Source organism: Streptomyces sp. NPDC002144 (genome assembly GCF_053593695.1).
On record NZ_JBSFDB010000049.1, the window covers coordinates 1 to 19,647 of the forward strand.

The window sequence follows — 19,647 nt, forward strand, 5'->3', positions numbered from 1 at the left end:
CCGCGAGGGGGCGGGGGGCGGGCCCGCCCGCCCCCCCCCGCCGCCGGCCCAGGAACGGCCGTCATCACATACCGCTGTTTTGTCGAGCGACCTGTTCGACAGACTGAGTCGCATAGGATCGCGTCATGGCTCATGTATCCGCGGCGGAGCGCCGCCCGCAACTGATCAAGGCGGCCATCGGCCTCATGGCCAGGGAGGGCGTCGCCGCCGGCAGCACCCGCGCCATCGCCGCCGAGCTCGGCGTGGCCCAGGCGACCGTGCACTACACCTTCGGCACGAAGGAGGAGCTGTACCGGGCCGTCATGGAACAGCTCACGCACGACCTCATCGAGCAGGTGACACGGGCCGCGCCCGCGGACGCGAGCTTCGAGGAAACCATCGTCACACTCGCCGAAGCACTCTGGCACACCGTGCTCGAACAGCCCGCCTCGCACCAACTGCTCACCGAACTGAGCATGTTCGCCCTGCGTACGCCACATCTGAGCGAAGCTCTTCAGAACCACTTCAGCGGGGTCCTGGCGGTGACGACGAAGCTGGTCGAGCAGGCCGCCGAACGCACCGGTCACCGGCTCGGCCAGCCCGCTGAGATGATCGCGAGGTTCTTCCTGGCCGGCTTCGACGGACTGACGATGCAGCACCTCTCCCTGCCGGACGAGGAAGCCGAGAACGCATGCCTGCGGTCCCTAGTCTCGGCCGTCCTTGCCATGGCCTAAGCTTGCCTCTGTCGTGGATCTTGGAGTTTCCCGGTGCGGCAGCAAGATCGACGGGCATGCTCGTGTAGTTCCACCGACCGATACAGCTGTCGGGGTGCTCGTCGTCCCTTCGTCCCCGTTCCGGTGAGCACGTTCCGCCTCTGACCGCGCGGGTCGCGCGGGCGAGCAACCCGGGTGGCACGACGGCGAAATGGGTGGGATCGGGTGGACGGGCTGTGGTGTGACGAGGACTTCGCGGACTGGTACCCCAGGGACGGGCGTCCGGGGCTTTCGCCCGCTCATCTGGCCACCGTCTGTGTGCTGCAGTTCCTGCTTGGCCTGAAGGACCGGCAGGCCGCCGAGTCGGTCCGCTGCCGCTCGACTTCAACTACGCCATGGCCCGCACCCTCGTCGTGAACCAGCTGACTCTGGGGCCCGCCGGCGAGATGACCCTGCCCCGACCGGGCGTGTACGAGGGCTACGTGTGGTGGGCCGGACGCGAAGCGGCCTCCGCCTACTACGACGAGAAGCTGAGCAGCATCACCGATGACTGGACCCCGGCGCAGATCCGTCAGGCATGGAACCAGTGTCCTGCCGACGAACGCTACATCCTTGATCTGGCCTCCACCCGGGAGTCCGAACCGGACGACGATGATGACGACTGACAGCCCGCGCTACTCGTGCACCGGAATCTTCGCGGCGATCAGGGTTCCGGTGCCGACTGTCACTGCCCGAGGTCTGCCGCCACCGAGGGGCGGATCGCCTACGTTGCTCCAGTGCTCCCCCCCAGGAGCCTCCGAGCAATAGTCAAGAGTTGTGGGTTGCGGATCCGCTTGGTGCGGCCGGCTTCGGCGAGGATCTCGACGGCCTCGATGTTCGTCCCGGGGGCGGTCATGAGCTGGAGCCAGTTGGATGACGCGAGCAGGTCGTCCGGTTGCCAGGGCAGGTTGAGCGTGATGGCGCGAAGGAGTGACCACTCCCGCAGGCGCTGAGCCAGGAAGGGGCCCACGGCCCGGCAGACCTCAGGGAACGGCAGCTGGCAGGCCCGCTCACCGCCTACACGCCAACGACCCCGGCCACGCCGAGCCGACTGCAGGCAGTCCTGGCCGACGTCCGCAAGCGGGGGTACGCCTACTGCCCCGGCTATCCACGAGGACGCCCTCGGTGTGGCCGCCCCGGTGCGTGGTGCGGACGGCAGGGTGCTGGCGGCGCTGTCGGTCGTCGTCCCCAATGACGCGGGCGCCCAGGCGGTCGTTCCCGTCCTGCGGACGGCCGCGCGAGGCGCTTCCCGTGCACTGGGCGCGCCCACCGGACGAGAGGGGCCCGCTGTGTGACGGCAGTGTGACTCGCGAAAAAAAGCGTCTCTCACTCAATGAGAATGCCGTCGCGCCGTGCCGGCGGCCACGTGCATCCTTCCTGCATTCCACAGGAGGGAGGCGACAACGTGGTCGTGCACAACCTGCTGTCCGCAATGCCCCGCCCCACCCCACATCCGCCCTCTCCTTGCGGGTCCGTGCCAAGGATGTCGTCGCGGACGGCGTCGTGTCCCTCGCGCTCGACCATCCCGACGGTGTCCGCCTGCCGGACTGGACGCCGGGGGCGCACATCGCTTTCGTGCTGCCGGACGGGACGACCCGGCAGTACTCCCTGTGCGGTGACCTGTGAGACCCGCACAGTTTCCGCATCGCCGGCCTGCGTGAGTCGGCCGGGCGCGGTGGGTCGGCGTACGTGCACAACCGGCTCATGCCCGGTGCCCGGGTGAGCTTCGGCGGGGTGCACAACCACTTCCCCCTGGTGCCCGCCGGCCGTTACCTGTTCATCTCGGGCGGCATCGGAATCACCCCGCTGTTGCCGTTGATCCAGCAGGCAGAACTGGTCGGCGCGGCGTGGGAGTTGCTCTACGGGAGCCGTAGCCGCGCCTCGATGGCGTTCCGCGCGGACCTCACGCACGCCTACGGCGAGCGGGTGCACATCAGGCCCCCGGACAAGTGCGGGCTGCTGGATCTGGCTGCGTTGCTGGGCGAGCCGCTGCCCGGTACCAAGGTGTACTGCTGTGGACCGGCTCCCCTCCTGGCGGCCGTCCAGGAGGCGTGCGCCCACTGGCCCCACCACAGCCTGCATACCGAGCGCTTCACCGCCACCGACCGCTCCGAGCCCGCGCGCCGGCTGCCCTTTGAGGTGGAACTGCGGCGCACCGACCGTACGGTCACCGTCACCCCGGACGTGTCCGTGCTGCACGCCGTGCGCCGAGCCGGTGCCGAGGTGCTGTCCTCCTGCGAACACGGCACGTGCGCACCTGCCTCGTCCCGGTGCTGGAGGGCACGCCAGACCACCGGGACGCGGTGCCGGCCGACCACGAACGTGCGGCGGGCGATTGCATGCTGCCCTGCGGGTCCCGCTCGCACTACGACCATCTCGTCCTGGCCCTCTGACCGTCCGGTGACCGGTACCGAACCGCGCGGTCGGACTTCCGAGCCACGTCGCCTCAAACCCCCTCAGCCGCAATCTCGTGGAGCCGCCATGACCGAGACAGCCGCCGTTCCCGCGTCGCCGCCGATCAGCGACGCAGACCCGTTCGCCGCCGACCACCTGGAACATCCCGAGCCCCTGCACCGGCAGCTGCGCCAAGCCAGCCCCGTCATCCGCCTGTCGCATTACGGCGTCCACGCCCTGACCCGCTACCAAGAGGTGTACGCCGCCCTCGTCGACTGGCAGACCTTCCAGTCCGGCGCGGGAGTGGGACTGGCCAACTTCCGTCACGAAAGGCCATGGCGCCCGCCGAGTTTGCTGCTGGAGGCCGACCCGCCCCACCATGACGCGCCGCGCCGCGTGTTGCGGGACGTCCTCGCCCCGCTCAGCCTGCGCCGACTACGGGAGACGTGGCAGGCGGTGGCCGAGGAACTCGTCGCGACCGTACTGGCTGAGCAAGGGAGGGAGTTCGATGCCTTCGAGGTGCTGGCGGCGGCGTTCCCCTTGCGTGTCTTCCCCGACGCCGTCGGCCTCGGCTCGCACGGGCGGAAAAACCTGCTGCCCTACGGCAACATGGCCTTTAACGCCTTCGGGCCGCGCAACGCCCTTGTCGAGGCCGACGCGCACCGCGTCGGCGCGCTGTCGGACTGGGTGAACGCCCAGTGTGCCCGTGAGGCGCTGAGCGAGGACGGCTTCGGTGCCCGGATCTGGGCCGCCGCCGACCGCGGTGACCTCACCCATGCGCAGGCGCCCCTGGTCGTGCGGTCGCTGCTCACCGCCGGTATCGACACCACCGTGCACGGACTGGCCGCCGCGCTGTACGCCTTCGCCACGCACCCGGAGGAGTGGCAGCGGCTGCGTGAGCGCCCCGAGCTGGCGCGGGTGGCGTTCGACGAGGCGGTGCGCTGGCAGTCTCCGGTGCAGACCTTCTTCCGTACCGCCACGACCGATGTCGACATCGCGGGTACCCGCATCTCCGCAGGCGGCAAGATCCTCATGTTCCTCGGCTCCGCCAACCGCGACCCAGATCGCTGGGCCGACCCCGACCGCTTCGACCTCACCCGCGATCCCTCCGGCAACGTCGGTTTCGGCATGGGTATCCACCAGTGCGTCGGCCAGCACGTAGCCCGCCTTGAAGCGGAGGCCCTGCTGACCGCCCTCGCCCGCCGCGTCGGACACCTGGCGCTGGCCGGCGAGCCGAGGCGGCACCTCAACAACACCCTGCGCTCGTGGTCTTCGCTGCCAGTGCGCGTCCTGCCTGCCAGCTGACCACACTCACCGGATCCCCGCCTTACCCACCGAAAGGACCCCTCCCCCATGCCCCAGCACGTACGCGGAGTCGTCGCCCGCACCAAAGGCGAAGCGGTACACGTCGAGACGATCGTCGTCCCCGACCCCGGCCCGGGGGAGGCGGTCGTGAAGGTGCAGGCGTGCGGCGTCTGCCATACCGACCTGCACTACCGCGAGGGCGGCATCAACGACGACTTCCCCTTCCTCCTCGGCCACGAGGCGGCAGGCGTCGTCGAGCAGGTCGGACCCGACGTGACCGACGTGGCCCCGGGTGACTTCGTCATCCTCAATTGGCGTGCGGTGTGCGGCCGTTGCCGCGCCTGTCGGCGCGGCCGCCCGCAGTACTGCTTCGACACGCACAACGCGCGGCAGAAGATGACCCTGCCCGACGGAACCGAGCTTTCGCCTGCCCTCGGCATCGGTGCGTTCGCAGAGAAGACACTCGTCGCCGCCGGTCAGTGCACCAAGGTGGATCCGGCTGCCTCCCCGGCCGCCGCAGGGCTGCTGGGCTGCGGGGTGATGGCGGGCATCGGTGCCGCTATCAACACCGGCGGCGTCGGCCGGGGCGACACCGTGGCCGTCATCGGCTGCGGCGGTGTCGGCGACGCGGCCGTGGTCGGCGCACGTCTGGCCGGCGCGGCGAAGGTCATTGCCGTCGACATCGACGACCGCAAGCTGTCCACCGCCAAGTCCCTGGGCGCCACACACACGGTCAACTCCCGCACCACCGACCCGGTCGAGGCCATCCGTCACCTCACCGGAGGCTTCGGCGCCAACGTGGTGATCGAGGCCGTAGGCCGGCCGGAGACCTACCGGCAGGCCTTCTACGCCCGCGACCTGGCCGGCACCGTCGTCCTCGTCGGAGTGCCCACCCCTGAGATGACCGTCGAACTGCCGCTGCTGGACGTCTTCGGACGCGGTGGGGCCCTGAAGTCCTCCTGGTACGGCGACTGCCTGCCCTCCCGCGACTTCCCCATGCTCATCGACCTCTACCTCCAGGGCCGCCTCGACCTGGACGCCTTCGTCACCGAGACCATCGTCCTCGACGAGGTCGAGGACGCCTTCGCCCGCATGCACAAGGGCGACGTCCTGCGCTCGGTGGTGATCTTCTAATGACCGGCCTGCGTATCGAAAGCGTGGTCACCTCGGGCCTCTTCACGCTGGACGGCGGCACCTGGGACGTCGACAACAACGTCTGGGTCATCCGCGACGATCATGAAGCGGTCGTCATCGACCCTGCCCACGACGCCGTCGCCGTCGCCGAGGCGGTCGGCGACCGGAAGCTGGTCGCCATCGTGTGCACCCACGCCCACAACGACCACATCAACGCGGCACCGGCGCTCGCCGCAGCCACCGGCGCACCCATCCTGCTCCACCTGGACGACCGGCTGCTGTGGAAGCACACCCACTCGGACCGCGACCCCGACGGTTACCTCTCCGACAACCAGCGCATCGAGGTCGCCGGCACAGAGCTGCGTGTCCTCCACACCCCCGGACACACGCCGGGTGCCATCTGCCTGTACCTGCCGGACCTCGGCACCGTCTTCACCGGTGACACCTTGTTCGCGGGCGGGCCGGGAGCGACCGGGCGGTCGTACTCCCATTTCCCCACCATCATCCGCTCGATCCGCGACCGCCTGCTGGTGCTGCCTGCCGCCACCACCGTCCGCACCGGGCACGGAGCGGACACCACGATCGGCGACGAGGCGCCGCACCTCTCCACATGGATCGCGCGAGGCCACTGAGGCCGGAGGCGCACCGCCACGGCACCCTGCCGGTGCCCGTCCCACCGACAGGGGCCAACGGCGACGCGTCGGGGTCGCATTCGGCCTGTCGGCCCATGGCGACGCAGGTCGGCGCACCGAGATCAGCGGTTCGACGGCGGACGCCGCGAAGTCGAGGTCGTCGTAGCCGATGACCGCGATGTGGCGCCGGTGGCACCGAGGCCGGTGACGACCTGGAGGACCGGACGGCCCACGGCCTCCTCGAATCGCTCGGCGAGCCACACGCCCACCCCCGGCGTGTACTCGCTGGGCTTGAAGACCACGGCATTGCGGCTGCCAGTGCGTAGGCGATCGACCCCAGCGGTGTGAAGACCGGGTAGTTCCACGGCCCGATCACGCCGATCACCCCCAGCGGCTTGTAGGCCACCGACGCGGACTGATTGACCATCAGCAAGCCCGGGGACACCTTGCGCCGACCGAGCACTCTCCTCGCGTGTCCGGCGGCCCACCCGATGTGTTCGATTGCGAGCCCTGCCTCGAGCGTCGCGTCACCGACCGGTTTGCCGGTCTCGCGGTGCACTGTCTCGATCAGCTCGGGCAGTCGCTGGACCAGAGCGGCTTTCCACGCCGTCAGGTGCCGCTTGCGTACGGTGAAGCCGAGGTCGGCCCACCAGGCGGCCTCGGTGCGGGCGCTGTCGACGGCCGCGCGTACCTCCTCCTCGGTGTGCACCGGGTGGGTACCGACGACCTCGCCGGTGGCGGGGTCGAGCGAGTCGAACGTGGCGGCGGCGTGTCCGCGCCGACTGGCGGCTGCTTGGCTGGTCGGACTCACAAAATCCCTTTCGCTTTCGACCTGGCACGGCTCACAGGCGCGCCATTTCGGTGTTTATGGCCGCGCGCGCGTTGGGGCGCGGGCGCCTGGAGGTTGGTTCAGGGCTGATATCCGCTGGCTGTGGCACGGCGCCATACGTCCTCCAATTGCTCGCTTGTCAGCGTTGCCGGCTCTGCGAGTTGGGCGGCCTGCATGTACAGGCGTGCGAGCCATTCGACCGATTCGGCGTTGTGGACCGCCTCGGCCAATGTGGCGCCACTGGTGACTGCGCCGTGGTTGCGCATGAGCGCAGCCTTCCGGTCGAGCATCGCGCGGCGCACGTTGTCGGCGAGTTCCTGGCTGCCGAACGTCGCGTAGGGCGCCACTCGGATTGGGCCTCCGAGCTGGAGGATGGCGTAGTGGACGCTGGGCAGCTCGTCGCGCACCAGGCCGAGGGCGGTGGCCCACGGCGCGTGTGTGTGCACGATGGCCTGGGCGTCCGTTGTGCGGTAGATCCCCAGGTGGAGGGGGGTTTCCGAGGAGGGTGAGCTCGCGCCCGGGTCGAGGATTTCGCCGTCGAGTGTGACGCGGGCGATGCCGGCGGGTTCCAGCGTCCGGTAGTTCACCCCGGACGGCGTCACGAGTACCTGGTCGCCGGTGCGGACGCTGAGGTTTCCCGACGTGCCGGTGACGAGCCCGGTGTCGTGGAGGTGCCGGCTCGCGTCGACCAGAGCTGTCCGGGTTTTCAGTTCGTGTGTGTCGTCCACTGCGTTGTCACCGCGTCCGTTCTTGTGCCGTTGCTTGTGCCGCTGCATCGGGTGGTGGCTGTTCGGGCGGCTCAGCGCTTCAGGGCGCCGGCCGTCACGTTGCGGACCACGACGGGGAGTTGGCGTGCGAGTTTCCCGCCGAGCAACGCGGCGTAGAGGCGGTGCAGGGGGCCGTCGAGGACGACGCCGTGGGTGGTGCGCATGCCCTCGCCGGCGGGCTCCATGTCGTGGGTGATGGTCAGGGTGGCCAGTGGCAGCCGGATGACGAAGTCCATGGCGCGTTCGTGTTCGACGCGGGTGAACTCGATCTTCTGGGCCGGGGTGCCGTGGTCCTTGACGACTCCGGTGGTTCCGACGGTGAGGGGGCCGTCGATCTGGGCCCATGCGACGCCGGGATCGTCGAGCTGCCAGTAGGCGGCGTTCGTCCAGCGCTCCCACAGCTGGGGGGCGGTGGCGGTGGTCAGCTGGCTGTGGTAGCGGCTCCAGGTCATCGGCGTGCCTTCTCGTAGGGCGTGGTCGTGGTGAGTTCGATGGCGGTCTCGCGGGCGGCGCGTTCGCCGGCTGCGACCGCGCCGTCCATGAATCCGGCCCAACGTCGCGCGGTCTCGGTGCCGGCCCAGTGGATGGGGCCGACCGGCTCTGTCAGCCGGGCGTGCAACGAGGCGACCGCTCCGGGGCCCGGTGCTGCCGTGGGCCCGCCGCCGAGCCAGTCCTCCTCGCCCCACCGCTGATCGGTGTAGCCGCGTGGTTTCAGGGCGCGTTCACCGAAGAGGTCCGCGAGCGCCGAGAGTGCGCGCACCCGCCGTTCGTCGGCGTCCACCGCGTCCCACTCGCGTGCGTAGTCGCCTCCGATGAAGCCGAGCAGGACGCCGCGGGAGGCGTCGGGAGGGCTGGCGTCGAAGGTGATGAAGACGGGGCCTTCGTCGGAGATCGTCATGCCGCTGAGGCCCTGTTCGCGCCAGAACGGCGTGTCGTAGACGGCGTAGATCTTGGACAGGACGCCGGGCGACCAGCGCTGTGAAAGGTGCCGGTGTGCGGCGGGAAGGTCGGGGACGAACCGGATCCGGCGTCGCATGGCCGGCGGAACCGCAACGATGACGCGGCGTGCGGTGGTGGGGCCGTCGTCGGTGTGGACGGTCACGGCGTGGTCGCTCCAGTCGATCCGCAGGACCGGCGACCCGAGGCGGACGGTGTCCGCGCCCAGTCCGTCGGCGACGCGGACCGCGACCTCGTGCGAGCCTTCGACGAAGTGCTGCTCCTGCGCGCCGCCGCGGGTGTCGAGCATCGGGTCGAGCCCGCCGGCCTGGGCGATGTAGTGCAGCACGTACAGCAGCGAGATCTCCGAGGGTTCGCAGCCCCACGAGGTCTTGCACACCACCGCCAGCAGGTCTTTGGTCGCCTGGCCGGCGTGCTTGGCGGTGAGCCAGCTGCCGAGGGTCTGGGCGTCGAGGCCTGCCGCATCGGGGGCGTCCCACGGCCGGCCGACGGGGATCTTGCGGCTCATCCGCTCAAGGGAGGAACGGATACGGGCGAGGTCCAGCAGGGAGGTCGCACCGATCGGGAGGGCGGCCCCGCGGTACCGCTTGCGGTCCTTGCGCCACAGCAGCAGGGTGTCCCCGGCCTCGTGCGTCAGGTAGCGGCCCACGCCGACCTCGTCCGCGAGGGAGTTGATGCGGTCGTGGTCGGGGCCGACGAAGGTGCCTCCGAGGTCGACATGCGCATCGGCGACGGTGGCGGAGTGGACCCGGCCTCCGACCCTGTCGAGCGCCTCGAACACCTTCACGCGCAGCCCGTGCCGCTGCAGGCTGCGGGCGGCGGCGAGGCCGGAAAGTCCGGCGCCCACCACTACGACATCGACGTCGAAGCTGTCGGTCACGCTGGTTCTCCTTCGGGAAGAGGCTTGGGGGAAGCAGAGGTACGGGTCGGGAGCCGGCGGGCGATGGGCAGCACGAGCAGCAGCGCGAGCGCGGGTGCCACGAACCCGAGCCGGAGGGCGGCACCTGAGCCGAGCAGGCCCGGGACGACGGCCCCGGTGACGGCGCCGGCATAGTTGAAGACGTTGACGCGGGCGATGACCTCGTCGCTGCGGGCGGGCAGCAGCTGACCGGCGGCCGCGAAGGCGATCGGCACCAGGACGCCGGTGGCGATCCCGGCGACCGCGAATCCGGCGACCGCCGCGGCGGCGCCCGGGCCGACGACGACGAGGGCGCACCCGATCGTTCCGAGAGGGATGGTGCACACACCGACGGCACGCCGGCCCCAGCGCAGCACGGCCGGGTCGGTCACGAGCCGGGCGAGCAGGACCATCGCCAGGTAGGCCGCATAGCCAGTCGGCGCGACGGCATCGGAGGTCTTCAAACCGTCGGAGAGATAGACGGTGCTCCAGGTCGAGACCGCCGCGTCGAGCACGTATGCGACGAGGACGAGCGACCCGACAGCCCAGATCGCCGCTCGCGGGAGTGGGGTGCTCCGGCGATCGGGCGAAGTGGTGTCCGCCGTTCGGGCCGGAGGCTGCGGCACGAGCCAGACGCGGCCGGTGAGTGCCACGGTGAGCTGCAGCAGGGCAACGCCCCCGACCAGGGTGAGCGCGGAGACACCGCCGGTGGCCAGAGCCGCGGCGAGGAGCGCTCCGATGATGCCGCCGGCGGTGAAGGCCGAGTACAGGCGGCCCATCATGGGCACTCCGGCGCGGCTTTGCAGGGCGACGCCCTGCATGTTGCTGCCGGCGTCGACCGTGCCCAGGCCCAAGCCGTAGACGGCGACCGCGCCCAGATAGACGCCTCGGTCGTGGGCGAGGCTCATCCCGGCCATGGCCGCGAACTGCAGCAGGAATCCGAGGCACAGCGCACTCCGGCTCCCGCGGCGCACGGCGACCGCATCCGCCAGTCCCGACCCGAACACCGCGGCGACGCAGACCCCGAGCAGGATCGCGGAGAGGACGGCGTCGCTGAAGTCCATGCGGTCCTTGGCCGCGGGAAGCGCGGTGACGACCGCGGCGTAGCCGAGCCCCTGGGCGCCGTATACCGCGCAGACCATCAACGTCGTCGCGGCCGGCTTCTTACGGGGGTTCACCGCACGTCCAGGCGGTCGGCGGTCGCGGCGAATGCGCGGACGTCGTCGAGCGTGTAGGTGCCGGCGTCGGTCCCGAGGCCGCCGGCGGCCTGTGCCGACGTCGCGCAGCCCAGCTCGGCCGCCTCCCGCAGCCCGAGCCCGAGCGACCGGGCGCAAAGGAAGCCCGCGCTGAACGCATCGCCGCACCCGGTGGTGTCGACAACCTTCACCGCGAAGGCCGGAACCTCCACCACCTCGTCCGCGGTCACCACCACCGCGCCATGGGCGCCGTGGGTCACCGCCACGCACCCGGCGCCGGCGCTCACGAGCGCGCGGGCGCCAGTGACCAGGTCGTCGGCGCCGGTGAAGCCCAGCACCTGCTCGTGGTTGGGCAGCAGGTAGTCGGTGTGGGGCAGCGCGGCCGCGATCCACTCCAGCATTCCCGGGTCGCCGGGGGCGAGGATGTCGACCGAGGTCGTCGCACCGCACGAGCGTGCCCGGGCCAGCAGCGAGGCGGCGGCGTCGCCGCCGAGGAACTCCGGACCGCCGAGGTGCAGATGCGTCAGGTCACGCAGCAACTCGTCGGAGACGTCGCCGAGGGTGAACGCCGCGTTCGCCCCGATGCAGTGCCAGGCCGGGCGGTCGCCGCCCGGACGGACGGGCAGCACGGAGGCCGATGTCTGGTGGCCCTCCTTGCGCACCAGGCCGGAGGTGTCCACGCCTTCGCGGGCCAGGAGCGCCACGAGTGTGTCCGCGAGAACGTCGTCCCCGATCGCTCCGACGCTGCGGACGTCGGCTCCCAGCCGCGCCGCCACCAGCGCTGTCCCGCCTGCCGTGCCGGCGGCGGTGGCGCGGATGGTCTCGACCAGCTGACCCTCGTTGCGCTCGGGGATCGACTCGATCCCGATCACCAGATGGTCGAGCACGTGCACGCCCACGCACCCCAGCTTCATCACGTCGCTCATCGCGTGTTCCTCCTCCGCCTTGCTCCGCCTCCTGGCCCGTGGGGCGACGGCATCGCTGCGCGGCGGCCGATTGCCTGCCGCGACCACGAACGGTTGAGCGACGGTAGGAGCGCGCCGCCCGGATCTGGGCGCCGCGTGACGCTTGTGGCAACATTTCCCCCCGTCATGGCGCGAACGCGCACCCTCCTCACCTCGGGTGGAGGGATAGTGCGGCGGCAGGATGCCCAGGAGGCGGACCGTGGAGAAACCGAAGCTGACGCAGGCCACGATTCCTCCGCTGACCCTGACCGGGTTGCTCGAAATGGCCGACCACCACCGAATCGAGACGGCCAGGTGGTTCGCGGGCACGGGCCTGGACCGGGCCCGACTCGAGCAGCCCCGGACGCTGGTCTCCTACCGGCAGGCGATCACCGTGATACGCCGCGCCCTGAAGGAACTGCCCGCCGGACCGATCGGCCTCATGATCGGAAGCCGCGACCCGCTCCTCACCTGGGGAACGCTCGGCACCGCCGTGCGGTCCGCGTCGACGGGCGCCGAAGCCCTAAAGGTCGCGACCCGGTTCCAGCAAGGGGCGGGCACGATGATGGACTACCTCGTGTCCCGCACGGACCAGGGAAACGTGGTCGAGCTCCTGCCCCGCACCCACGAGCCGGACCTGCTGGTCTTCCTCAGCGAGGAGGCGTTCGCCGGGATCGTGGTCCTCACCCGGCTCATGTTCGGTCCGTCATCCGGCCCGCTGGCCGCGGAACTGTCCTACCCGCCGCCACCGTGGGCTGCGGAGTACACCCGACTGTGGCGCTGCCCGGTCACCTTCGACTGCGAACGCACGACCCTCACGATGCCCAGTGCCCTCGAAGAGCGGCGCGTTCCCACGGCGAACGCCACCCAGTTCGAGGCCGCTCTGCACGCCACTCGCGCGATCCTGGACTCCGACCCGGTCGACGACCTCGTCGCAGCCGTCGAAGGAACACTTCGCCAAGACCTCCGCTCCCGCCGAACGGCGACGCAGGTCGCTGACGCGCTCGGCATGAGTCCCCGCACCCTTCATCGTCACCTCGCCAAAGCCGGGTACACCTTCGGCACGATCCAGGACCGGGTACGGCGGCAGCAGGCCGACGTACTGCTGACGCAGACACGCAGGTCGATCACCGCCATCGCAGCCGAACTCGGCTACCACGACCCGCGCGAGTTCCGCCGCGCCTACAAACGATGGACCAACACCACACCCACCCAAGCGCGACAACAATCGACCCCCAGCATTTGATGAGACCCCACTATTCGTGGTCGCAGCCAACCTCGCCGAACGCTTCTGGACCGTGATGCACCGCCAGATGCCCTACGTCATCTGCGACACCAACGCCTGTGCGGTTACCCCGAGTGAGGCGCAAGCGATCATCGCCGAACACTGGACCGTCCCACCCGAGGTCCGGGCCCGACGCCGCAGCAGGAAGACGGGGAAGGCCCCCCGAACAGTCCCAGCGAGACCCGTTGCTACGGGGCGGCCTTCCCCACCAACGATCCTCAACGGCACCCGGCGCCCAGGCCAACAAGAGACCCGCTTGACAGGCGATCCCCTATAGGGAATCAGCTCAGGTGGAACCGCAGGGGGATCGACTTCCACGCTCGGAGCGTGTTGTTGTGGTGACGTTCAGGCGCCTCAGCGATCTCGATGCGGCACACGCGGTCGAGAAGGGCGTGCAACAGCGCCTCCGCTTCGAGCCGAGCTACATGCTGTCCCACACACTGGTGTATGCCCATGCCGAAGCCCACGTGACCGGAGGGGTCTCGGGCGAGGTCGTACACGTCGGGGTTGTCCCAGCGGCGCGGGTCGCGGTTGGCGGCTCCGAGGAACATCAGTATCTTTCGTCCCTCCGGGATGGTGACGTCGCCGATCCGGACGTCTGTGGTGGCGGTGCGGAAGAACGTCTGTACGGGGGATTCCCAGCGAACGGCTTCGTCGAAGGCGACGCGGATGCGGTCGCGGTCGCCTCTGAGTGCGTCCCATTCATGCGGGTGGCTGGCGAAGGCGTGGAGAACAGCTGCGATGCCGTGCACGGTGGTGTCGACGCCTGCGGAGAGCAGTGAGCGGACGATGACGGGTGCTTGCTCGTGAGTAATGTCGCCGCGGTCAGCCGCCGCCCAGATGGCCTCGCCGAACCCTCCGGCGGTTAGGGCGTCGCGGGCGCACTGTGTGTTGACCCATGTGGAGATGTCGCCGATGCGGTCCGCGCCCTTCTGGACCAGGTCGTTGCTCGGGCCGAAGGCGTTGAACAGGTGGTCGCCGTACGGCAGAAGGTTCTCGCGGCCTTCTTGTCCGATGCCTACCGCGTCGGGGAACACTCGGATCGGGAACGCGGCCGCCAGGTCGGCGTACCCGTCGATCTCCAGCACCTTGCCGGTCGCTCGTTCGGCCAGGTCACCGACCAGCTGCTCGGCGTCAGCCATCCAGGCGTCCCGGAGCTTTCGGAGGGCACGAACCGACAGGATCGAGGAGAGCACGACGCGTGGTGCGTCGTGGTGCGGCGGATCGGTCTCCAGCAGCAGGCTCGGCGGCCGCCATGGCTTCTCGTACTTGAAGTTGCTGAGGCCCACTCCTGCTGCGGACTGGAACGACTGCCAATCGACGAGCGCAGCCCGGACGTCGGCGTAGCGCCCCATCGCGAACACGTCGTAGCGGGGCAGGTAGACGACCTGGCCGGCCCCACGCAGCTGCTCGTGGAACTCCGACGGGTCCTCGAGGATGTCGTGCCCGAACGGGTCGGCGTCGATTGTCGGAACGCCCCCGAGGCCGCCGAGTGGCTCCGAGGCCTCGAGCGGGAGCCGAGCAGCCTCTGGATTCGACGTAGTCATGACGCTCTCCTCACAGGTCCAGCACGAGTCGGTCACCGATGGAGCGCGACACACAGACGAACATGCAGTCACCGCTTTCCCGCTCGGCGTCGGAGAGGAGCGAATCGCGGTGGTCCGGAGCGCCTTCGAGGACGGTTGTCTCACAGGTTCCGCACGTGCCCTCCCTACACGAGGACAGAACGTTCACTCCGTGACGGTCGAGGGCGTCGAGAATCGACACATCGGGCTCGACCGTCACAGATCCGCCAGTCCTGGCGAGGTCGACGACGAACGGGGTCGTACGCGTCGGAGCGTCCTGTTCTTTCGGTACGAAGCGCTCGGTTCGCACTGCTCCGGCTGGCCACTCGTGCGTCGCCGAGGCCAGCGCATCCAGGAGGGGCGCGGGCCCGCAGCAGTAAACCTTGCCTGTGCCGTGCTCGAAGTCCGTGAGTGCAGCGGCCAGGTCCAGCAGGCCGAACTCGTCTTGCGGGCACACCTGGACCCGATCTCCATAGGTCTGGAGCTCGGGCAGGTACGCCATCGAGGCGCGCGTACGTCCGCCGTAGAGCAGCTTCCAGCCGGCACCGAGTCGTTCAGCTGCAGCAACCATCGGGAGGATGGGAGTGATCCCGATGCCGCCCGCGATGAAGAGGTACCGGTCGGCCGGAACAAGGGCGAAGTTGTTGCGCGGGCCACCGACGCCAACGACGTCTCCTTCGGCGAGGTGGTCGTGAACCAGCGCTGAGCCTCCGCGGCCGGCGGGTTCACGGAGGACCGCGATTTGGTAGGTCGAGGCGTCCCATCGGTCGCCGCACAAGGAGTACTGCCGTGAGTACTGCGAGCCGTCGGGCGCGGTCAGCACAAGGTCGATGTGCGCTCCGGGCGCCCAGTCCGGCAGCCGCGCACCGCTGGGATCACGCAGCGTGAGCTGGGCGACCCCGTCGGCGACGATGCGTTTGGAGGCCACGACCAACGTCGTAGCGGTCGATGCGACCGCACGACCGGGCGAGAGTGCGATGGACATGCGCAGACTGTCGCTCGCCGGAGACTAGGGTCACCAGCGCCATCCCATTGAATGGCAGCATCGTGGTTACCGCTGTCACTGCTCGTGATCGTCCAGTTTGGGCTGCTCCGCCGACGGGCCGACCAAGAGGCGGTGGGTTCCCCGTGCCGCAGCGAGCAGCGCGGGGATGTGTGAACGCGCGGCGTCGTCGTTCGGTACGACGACCGAAAGCGCTGCGATGACGCGGTTTCTGCTGTCCCGGATGGGGGCGGCGATGCCGGTGGCGTCCGGGTGGAGGAAGCCGGGGCAGAATGCGTAGCCATCGTGTCGGATGCGGGCCAGCTCTGAACGCAGTGCTGCCTCGGTGGTGATGGTCGCGTCGGTGAAGCGCTCCATCGGAGAGTTCAGGATGCGCTCCTGCAGGGTGCGCCCAGCGTGTGCAAGCAGGACCAGCCCGGAGGAGGAGGCGTGGAGGGAGAGCCGTCCGGCGATGCGGGTGAAGTTGATGACCGAGCTGCGTGCACTCAGTCGTTCAACGAAGAGCACCTCGTCGTTTTGCAGCACACCTATCTGAACGTGGTGGCCGGTGACCGCGTGCAGGTCCTCCATGAACGGCAGAGCTGCCTCGCGCAGCCCCAGCGTGGGTGAGGCGCGCTGGCCGAGCTCCCAAAGGCGGACACCAATTCGCACATGGCGGTGGGCATCGCGCCGCAACAAGCCATGGTCAATGAGCTCGTCGACCATGCGCGAGGCGGTCGAGAGAGGAAGCTTGGCTCGCGTGGCGATCTGCGAGACCTGAAGCGCCGGGGTGTCTGGCCCGAACGCATCAAGGATGCGTACGACGCGTTCCAGGACCGACTCCCCAGAGGTAGATCTGGCCAACTTGCCCCTCCTCGACGAGCTAACTGGACTCAACCCTCGGGGTTGGATCGGCGCCTTGCCGACCGCTACCAAACGTTGTGGGATGCGGCCGGATCCTCCGTGTTGACGAGGAGGAGTCCTCGCTGTCGGTTCCGACCGTGGTCGCGGGCACACCGGTCGGCAGCCCTGCCAGCAGCGCCGCCATCCGGCCGACGTTGCGTTTCTCCTCCCCCGCACCGTTCGCGTTGCCCCACACCACCTCCTCGACCGCGGCCGGGTCGAGGCCCGGCGTCTTCACGAGCAGCGACTCGATCAGCGCGGCGGCGAGATCGTCGGGGCGCACACCCGCCAGGGCGCCGTTGAACCGGCCGAACGGGGTCCGCACCGCGGCATAGAGAAAGGCACTGGCCAGCGACGTCATGACAACGACGGTAGACGCGATCAGCGATAGGGTGAAGTATCAATATCGGGTCAGATTGAGATGGTGGCCGTATGGATCTGCGGCACCTGCGCTACTTCGTCGCCGTCGCCGAGGAACGTCACTTCGGCCGCGCCGCCGACCGCCTCCACATGACGCAGCCACCCCTGTCGCAGGCGATCGACGCACCCCGAAGAACCGCGGCCCGGACACCGTCGTATTCGGCGCGGCCTGCCGGCTGACCTCCCGGCGCGCCGGCAAGCTCCTCAACTTCCTCAACAAGAGCGACGACCTGCTCACAGAGCCGCTCCAGATCCATGGGTGAGCTCGCGGTGCGTCCCGAAGCGGGCCTGGGCGTGGAGATCGACCCCGGCAAGCTCGCCCGCTACCGCACCGACCGCTGAAGCGGGAGACACATGCTCTTCCACGCCCCGGATGGACGTCCGCTTCCCCCACGACCTCGACGCCGCGGTGCGAGCCGAAGTCGTGGCGCGCGAGAACACCTACGCACAGGATCTGCAGCGCGCCGGCAAGTGGCCGCACCTGTGGCGGATCGTCGGGGAATAGGCCAACATCTCCATCTTCGACGTCAACTCCAGCGACGGGCTCCACGACCTGCCGGCAGACCTACCGTCGTTCCCCCTTCATGGACGTCAAAGTGATCCCGCTGGCAACCCATCCATCCGACATCAAGGCTTGATGCGGCCAGCCAAGGCGCAAGTCAGAGAGCAGCCGCGAGCCGGGTGCCCTGGTCGATTGCGCGCTTGGCATCCAGCTCGGCCGCGATGTCCGCTCCTCCGATGAGGTGCACCGGGATGCCGGCCGACTGCAGAGGGTCGTGGAGGTCCCGGTTGGGCTCCTGGCCGGTGCACAAGACGACGTTGTCGACCGCGAGCACCTGCTTCTCGTCACCGACGCGGTAGTGCAAGCCTTCGTCGTCGATACGGTCGTACGTCACTCCTGCGATCATTTCGACGCCACGGTGCTTGAGTTCGGTGCGATGGATCCAGCCCGTCGTCTTGCCCAGCCCGGCACCGACCTTCGTCGACTTTCGCTGCATGAGCGTGACATACCGAGGGGATGGCGACCGGAGCGGAGCCTTGAGTCCACCAGCGTCTCGCTGGTCGGGGTCGACTCCCCACTGGGCCAGGAACTCGGGGACGTTCGTGCTGAGGTCTCGTCCGCTGTCGGTGAGGTACTCGGCCACATCGAAGCCGATTCCACCTGCGCCGAGAATCACGACCCTCCTACCCACGGGCTGCTTGTCGCGCAGCACGTCGAGATAGCCCAACACCATCGGATGATCGATGCCCGCGATGTCCGGCGTTCTGGGACGAACTCCCGTCGCGAGGACGACCTCGTCGTAGCCGAGCAGGTCCGTGGCGGAGACCGTCGCTCCCAGCCGGAGCGCGACGCCGGTGGCGTCGATCCGGTGCCGGAAATAGCGGAGGGTCTCATCGAACTCCTGCTTGCCAGGTACCTGGCGCGCCACGTTCAGCTGGCCGCCGATGACATCGGCGCTGTCGTACAACTCCACCTGGTGGCCCCGCTCGGCTGCGGCCGTTGCGGCGGCGAGTCCCGCTGGGCCGGCGCCGACCACGGCGACTCGCTTCGTCCGCCGCGTCGGACCGAGAACGATCTCCGTCTCGTGGCACGCGCGAGGATTGACCAGGCAAGAGGTGACCCTCCCGGCGAAGGTGTGGTCGAGGCAGGCCTGGTTACAGCCGATGCAGGTGTTGATGGTGTGCGCGCTTCCGTTGGCCGCCTTGCTGACGAAGTTCGGGTCGGCCAGGAAGGGGCGGGCGAGGGACACCATGTCGGCGTATCCACCGGCGAGTAGCTCCTCCGCCTTGTCTGGTGTGTTGATCCGATTGCTCGTCACCAGTGGCACCTCCACGGCGCCCATGAGGCGCTTGGTGACCCAGGCGTACGCAGCGCGGGGTACCGACGTGGCGATTGTCGGGATGCGGGCCTCGTGCCAGCCGATTCCCGTGTTGATGATGGTCGCTCCCGCCGACTCGACAGCCTTGGCCAGAGTGACGACCTCGTCAAACGTGGACCCGTCCGGGACCAGGTCCAGCATCGACAGTCGGTAGATCAGGATGAAGTCGGGCCCGACTGCCTCGCGCACCGCGCGGACGACTTCGACCGGGAAGCGCATTCGATTCTCGTAGCTGCCGCCCCACCCGTCGGTGCGCTGGTTGGTGCGCCGGACGATGAACTGATTGATCAGGTAGCCCTCGGAGCCCATGATCTCAACACCGTCGTACCCGGCCTGCTTGGCCAGTGCGGCGCAGGTCGCAAAGTCCGCGATCGTCCGCTCCACCTCGGCGGAACTGAGTTCGCGGGGCAGGTAGTCGCTGATGGGCGCCTGGATCGGGCTGGGCGCGACCACGCCGTGATGGTGGCCGTACCTGCCAACGTGCAGGATCTGCATCGCGATCCGTCCACCAGCCTGGTGGACGGCCTCAGTGATCAAGCGGTGCCGATCGATCTCGTCGGCCGTGGTGAGCTTGGAGCCTCCTTCAATCGGCAACCCGGCTTCGTTCGGCGCGATGCCCCCGGTGACGATCAGACCGACGCCCCCTCGGGCCCTCTCGGCGTAGAACGCCGCCATCCGCTCGAAGCCGTGCTCGACCTCCTCCAGCCCCACGTGCATCGAGCCCATCAGCACTCGGTTCGGCAGACACGTGAATCCAAGGTCGACGGGTGCGAGAAGGTGGGGATAGGACATGCGGAACTCCATTTCGAAAGCGCCCATTCGGCT

Annotated in this window: 16 protein-coding genes and 4 pseudogenes; 9 read left to right on the forward strand and 11 right to left on the reverse strand. The window is 69.2% G+C overall.

What is annotated here, in order from left to right:
- Positions 1 to 125 precede the first annotated feature (125 nt).
- The 6 genes and pseudogenes from ACWCQ1_RS42265 (at position 126) to ACWCQ1_RS42290 (ending at position 6,196) form a co-directional block, all read left to right on the forward strand.
- Positions 126 to 713, forward strand: a complete 588-nt coding sequence (locus ACWCQ1_RS42265) for a TetR/AcrR family transcriptional regulator (protein ID WP_451028898.1) — start codon at positions 126 to 128, stop codon at positions 711 to 713.
- Between the two features lie 374 nt (positions 714 to 1,087).
- The gene (locus ACWCQ1_RS42270) at positions 1,088 to 1,357 is read left to right on the forward strand and encodes a hypothetical protein (RefSeq protein ID WP_451028899.1); all 270 of its coding nucleotides are present in this window, start codon (positions 1,088 to 1,090) and stop codon (positions 1,355 to 1,357) included.
- Positions 1,358 to 2,195: 838 nt separating this feature from the next.
- A pseudogene (locus ACWCQ1_RS42275) lies at positions 2,196 to 3,124 on the forward strand (PDR/VanB family oxidoreductase).
- A 610-nt stretch (positions 3,125 to 3,734) separates the two neighbouring features.
- On the forward strand, positions 3,735 to 4,430 hold the full coding sequence (locus tag ACWCQ1_RS42280) for a cytochrome P450 (protein WP_451028944.1): 696 nt from the start codon (positions 3,735 to 3,737) through the stop codon (positions 4,428 to 4,430).
- A gap of 48 nt (positions 4,431 to 4,478) precedes the next feature.
- The gene (locus ACWCQ1_RS42285) at positions 4,479 to 5,564 is read left to right on the forward strand and encodes an S-(hydroxymethyl)mycothiol dehydrogenase (RefSeq protein WP_451028900.1); all 1,086 of its coding nucleotides are present in this window, start codon (positions 4,479 to 4,481) and stop codon (positions 5,562 to 5,564) included.
- Positions 5,564 to 6,196, forward strand: coding sequence for an MBL fold metallo-hydrolase (locus ACWCQ1_RS42290; protein WP_451028901.1), 633 nt, complete (start codon positions 5,564 to 5,566; stop codon positions 6,194 to 6,196). The genes ACWCQ1_RS42285 and ACWCQ1_RS42290 overlap by 1 nt, the downstream gene beginning before the upstream one ends.
- 370 nt (positions 6,197 to 6,566) lie before the next feature.
- Here the strand turns inward: ACWCQ1_RS42290 and ACWCQ1_RS42295 are convergent.
- The 6 genes and pseudogenes from ACWCQ1_RS42295 to ACWCQ1_RS42320 all read right to left on the reverse strand — a co-directional run.
- A pseudogene (locus ACWCQ1_RS42295) lies at positions 6,567 to 7,007 on the reverse strand (aldehyde dehydrogenase family protein); the annotation flags it as partial.
- Positions 7,008 to 7,105: 98 nt separating this feature from the next.
- Entirely contained in the window at positions 7,106 to 7,801 is a 696-nt protein-coding gene (locus ACWCQ1_RS42300; RefSeq protein WP_451028902.1) for a class II aldolase/adducin family protein, read from the reverse strand.
- A gap of 23 nt (positions 7,802 to 7,824) precedes the next feature.
- Positions 7,825 to 8,244 (reverse strand): hypothetical protein, encoded by a 420-nt coding sequence (locus ACWCQ1_RS42305; RefSeq protein WP_351955265.1) that lies wholly within the window; start codon positions 8,242 to 8,244, stop codon positions 7,825 to 7,827.
- Complete coding sequence (locus ACWCQ1_RS42310) at positions 8,241 to 9,629, reverse strand: flavin monoamine oxidase family protein (protein WP_451028903.1); 1,389 nt, start codon at positions 9,627 to 9,629, stop codon at positions 8,241 to 8,243. The genes ACWCQ1_RS42305 and ACWCQ1_RS42310 overlap by 4 nt, the downstream gene beginning before the upstream one ends.
- The gene (locus ACWCQ1_RS42315) at positions 9,626 to 10,825 is read right to left on the reverse strand and encodes an MFS transporter (RefSeq protein WP_451028904.1); all 1,200 of its coding nucleotides are present in this window, start codon (positions 10,823 to 10,825) and stop codon (positions 9,626 to 9,628) included. Before ACWCQ1_RS42315 ends, ACWCQ1_RS42310 begins: the two co-directional genes overlap by 4 nt.
- Entirely contained in the window at positions 10,822 to 11,769 is a 948-nt protein-coding gene (locus ACWCQ1_RS42320) for a carbohydrate kinase family protein (RefSeq protein WP_451028905.1), read from the reverse strand. Before ACWCQ1_RS42320 ends, ACWCQ1_RS42315 begins: the two co-directional genes overlap by 4 nt.
- Before the next feature lie 238 nt (positions 11,770 to 12,007).
- Here ACWCQ1_RS42320 and ACWCQ1_RS42325 point away from each other — a divergent pair, with 238 nt between their 5' ends.
- Positions 12,008 to 13,033, forward strand: a complete 1,026-nt coding sequence (locus tag ACWCQ1_RS42325; RefSeq protein ID WP_451028906.1) for an AraC family transcriptional regulator — start codon at positions 12,008 to 12,010, stop codon at positions 13,031 to 13,033.
- A gap of 320 nt (positions 13,034 to 13,353) precedes the next feature.
- On the opposite strand, the gene ACWCQ1_RS42330 is transcribed toward ACWCQ1_RS42325, so the two are convergent.
- The 4 genes and pseudogenes from ACWCQ1_RS42330 to ACWCQ1_RS42345 all read right to left on the reverse strand — a co-directional run.
- The gene (locus ACWCQ1_RS42330; RefSeq protein ID WP_451028907.1) at positions 13,354 to 14,655 is read right to left on the reverse strand and encodes a cytochrome P450; all 1,302 of its coding nucleotides are present in this window, start codon (positions 14,653 to 14,655) and stop codon (positions 13,354 to 13,356) included.
- On the reverse strand, positions 14,630 to 15,622 hold the full coding sequence (locus ACWCQ1_RS42335; protein WP_451028908.1) for a PDR/VanB family oxidoreductase: 993 nt from the start codon (positions 15,620 to 15,622) through the stop codon (positions 14,630 to 14,632). The genes ACWCQ1_RS42330 and ACWCQ1_RS42335 overlap by 26 nt, the downstream gene beginning before the upstream one ends.
- 75 nt (positions 15,623 to 15,697) lie before the next feature.
- The gene (locus tag ACWCQ1_RS42340) at positions 15,698 to 16,483 is read right to left on the reverse strand and encodes an IclR family transcriptional regulator (RefSeq protein ID WP_451028909.1); all 786 of its coding nucleotides are present in this window, start codon (positions 16,481 to 16,483) and stop codon (positions 15,698 to 15,700) included.
- Between the two features lie 133 nt (positions 16,484 to 16,616).
- Positions 16,617 to 16,874: pseudogene (locus ACWCQ1_RS42345) on the reverse strand (thiolase family protein); the annotation flags it as partial.
- An 80-nt stretch (positions 16,875 to 16,954) separates the two neighbouring features.
- Between ACWCQ1_RS42345 and ACWCQ1_RS42350 the strand changes: the two are divergent.
- Positions 16,955 to 17,062 (forward strand): annotated as a pseudogene (locus ACWCQ1_RS42350) (LysR family transcriptional regulator); the annotation flags it as partial.
- 253 nt (positions 17,063 to 17,315) lie between these two features.
- Positions 17,316 to 17,447 carry a muconolactone Delta-isomerase family protein gene (locus ACWCQ1_RS42355; protein WP_451028910.1) on the forward strand — a complete coding sequence of 44 codons (132 nt, stop codon included), beginning with the start codon at positions 17,316 to 17,318 and terminating at the stop codon, positions 17,445 to 17,447.
- 154 nt (positions 17,448 to 17,601) lie between these two features.
- Here the strand turns inward: ACWCQ1_RS42355 and ACWCQ1_RS42360 are convergent, their stop codons facing one another.
- Positions 17,602 to 19,614, reverse strand: coding sequence for an oxidoreductase (locus ACWCQ1_RS42360; RefSeq protein ID WP_451028911.1), 2,013 nt, complete (start codon positions 19,612 to 19,614; stop codon positions 17,602 to 17,604).
- Positions 19,615 to 19,647 lie beyond the last annotated feature (33 nt).

Excerpts from the sequence above, each read along its gene's own strand:
- ACWCQ1_RS42265 (WP_451028898.1), top strand. The coding sequence starts at position 126 with ATGGCTCATGTATCCGCGGCGGAGCGCCGCCCGCAACTGATCAAGGCG.
- ACWCQ1_RS42270 (WP_451028899.1), top strand. The coding sequence starts at position 1,088 with ATGGCCCGCACCCTCGTCGTGAACCAGCTGACTCTGGGGCCCGCCGGC.
- ACWCQ1_RS42280 (WP_451028944.1), top strand. The coding sequence starts at position 3,735 with ATGGCCTTTAACGCCTTCGGGCCGCGCAACGCCCTTGTCGAGGCCGAC.
- ACWCQ1_RS42285 (WP_451028900.1), top strand. The coding sequence starts at position 4,479 with ATGCCCCAGCACGTACGCGGAGTCGTCGCCCGCACCAAAGGCGAAGCG.
- ACWCQ1_RS42290 (WP_451028901.1), top strand. The coding sequence starts at position 5,564 with ATGACCGGCCTGCGTATCGAAAGCGTGGTCACCTCGGGCCTCTTCACG.
- ACWCQ1_RS42300 (WP_451028902.1), bottom strand. The coding sequence starts at position 7,801 with ATGCAGCGGCACAAGCAACGGCACAAGAACGGACGCGGTGACAACGCA.
- ACWCQ1_RS42305 (WP_351955265.1), bottom strand. The coding sequence starts at position 8,244 with ATGACCTGGAGCCGCTACCACAGCCAGCTGACCACCGCCACCGCCCCC.
- ACWCQ1_RS42320 (WP_451028905.1), bottom strand. The coding sequence starts at position 11,769 with ATGAGCGACGTGATGAAGCTGGGGTGCGTGGGCGTGCACGTGCTCGAC.
- ACWCQ1_RS42335 (WP_451028908.1), bottom strand. The coding sequence starts at position 15,622 with ATGTCCATCGCACTCTCGCCCGGTCGTGCGGTCGCATCGACCGCTACG.
- ACWCQ1_RS42355 (WP_451028910.1), top strand. The coding sequence starts at position 17,316 with ATGGACGTCCGCTTCCCCCACGACCTCGACGCCGCGGTGCGAGCCGAA.
- ACWCQ1_RS42360 (WP_451028911.1), bottom strand. The coding sequence starts at position 19,614 with ATGTCCTATCCCCACCTTCTCGCACCCGTCGACCTTGGATTCACGTGT.